This is a genomic window from Candidatus Sodalis sp. SoCistrobi (assembly GCF_900143145.1).
Taxonomy (GTDB): Bacteria; Pseudomonadota; Gammaproteobacteria; order Enterobacterales; family Enterobacteriaceae; genus SoCistrobi.
The window spans coordinates 1-1,200 of record NZ_FRDB01000381.1; the positions used below are offsets into that span (position 1 = coordinate 1).

3 protein-coding genes are annotated in these 1,200 nt (G+C 54.8%); all 3 read right to left on the bottom strand.

Translation table 11 applies throughout. The features are described from left to right. Nucleotides 1-410 (bottom strand): baseplate wedge 1 family protein (locus tag CINSTRO3249_RS15990; RefSeq protein WP_125933234.1); only part of this gene is annotated, 410 nt, incomplete at its 3' end. Then, complete coding sequence (locus CINSTRO3249_RS15995) at nt 407-925, bottom strand: hypothetical protein (protein ID WP_074013914.1); 519 nt, start codon at nt 923-925, stop codon at nt 407-409. The genes CINSTRO3249_RS15990 and CINSTRO3249_RS15995, both read right to left, overlap by 4 nt. 46 nt (nt 926-971) lie before the next feature. Further along, on the bottom strand, nt 972-1,200 hold a 229-nt coding region (locus tag CINSTRO3249_RS16000; RefSeq protein ID WP_143146879.1), incomplete at its 5' end, for an integrase core domain-containing protein.

Genomic DNA, 1,200 nt, shown 5'->3' on the forward strand with positions numbered 1-1,200 from the left:
AAAAAGCGGTTAATCGACGGGATGGTGGCATCGGTAATATTGCTAAAGGCTTTTGCCCGTATCAGCTTGCGGTAGGCGTCATCGGTTAATCTGACCACCGATGAGGGTTGTAGCCCGGCATAAAACGGTGACACATCGAACGGCTGCGGGTAACCGTCAATGGCGGTAATGTCAGCTTCGTCAAAGCCCAGATAATCCGGGGTATCTTCCACCGTCAGATAGCGCGACACGCCGACAATTTTTCCCCAGATATCCAGACCATAGGTTTGTGCCGTCTCGATATCCCATACCGCCGTCAAAAAAGTGTCGGTAAAGCGTTCGAGACTGACGGCCTGCTCAAAGGTGGCTATCACAGCGTTTAACGCCGGTGATGCTGCATACTGCGCCTGTATCGTCTTCAGGTAATTCATGCCGTCACCACCTGGATAGCCGTCTCGGACGTGACCGGCACCTGATCAATGCCCAGCGTCACCCCCGACGACCAGTGCTGAGCGTCCAGTGATAGCTCTATCACCGCGATATTCAGCCTGACCGGGTCAACCGCTGCCACACCGGCATAAAACCGCCCGGCGGGGATAAGCGCCCCGATGGTCGCCGCGGCGTTGATATCGTCCCGCCCGGTAAAGGTCTTGATAATCGCCTGCTGGATACGACTATCGGTATCGGCGGGCAGCTCAGTGCGCTGATTTTGCAGCGTCACCCGAAAAGACACCGTGGTGGGCTTTGCTGTCTGCCACTGCAAGGTGTACTCCGGGTACGGCGGGCTGTAGCCCTCTGTATGTTGAACGGTGTAATGCGTATCGCCGTTCATCTCACAACCGGGTGCCTTGTTGTTGAAAATAGCCTGGGCAATATCGGCCTGTGCACCGCCATAAACACCAATGTAGACCGAATGCGGGGCCACGGAAAACCTCGTTGTACCCATTGTCACTGAATAACCCCGAGTTTATTAGAGAGTAATTTTGGCAATACTACGCCGCTTCCTCTGATGCTAATTGCAAAGCGTAATAGTTCATTTCGGCTTCAGTAGGAGGGATGTAACCCAGCCGCCCGAGCAGCCTTCTGTTGTTGTACCAGTCCACCCAGTCCAGCGTGGCCAACTCCACTTCCGTCCGGTTTTTCCAGCTCCCGCGGTGGATAACCTCCGTTTTGTACAACCCGTTGATACTCTCTGCCATCGCATTATCGTAGGAGTCGCCG

Coding starts and splice junctions, on each gene's coding strand:
- CINSTRO3249_RS15995 (WP_074013914.1), bottom strand. CDS start 925: ATGGGTACAACGAGGTTTTCCGTGGCCCCGCATTCGGTCTACATTGGT.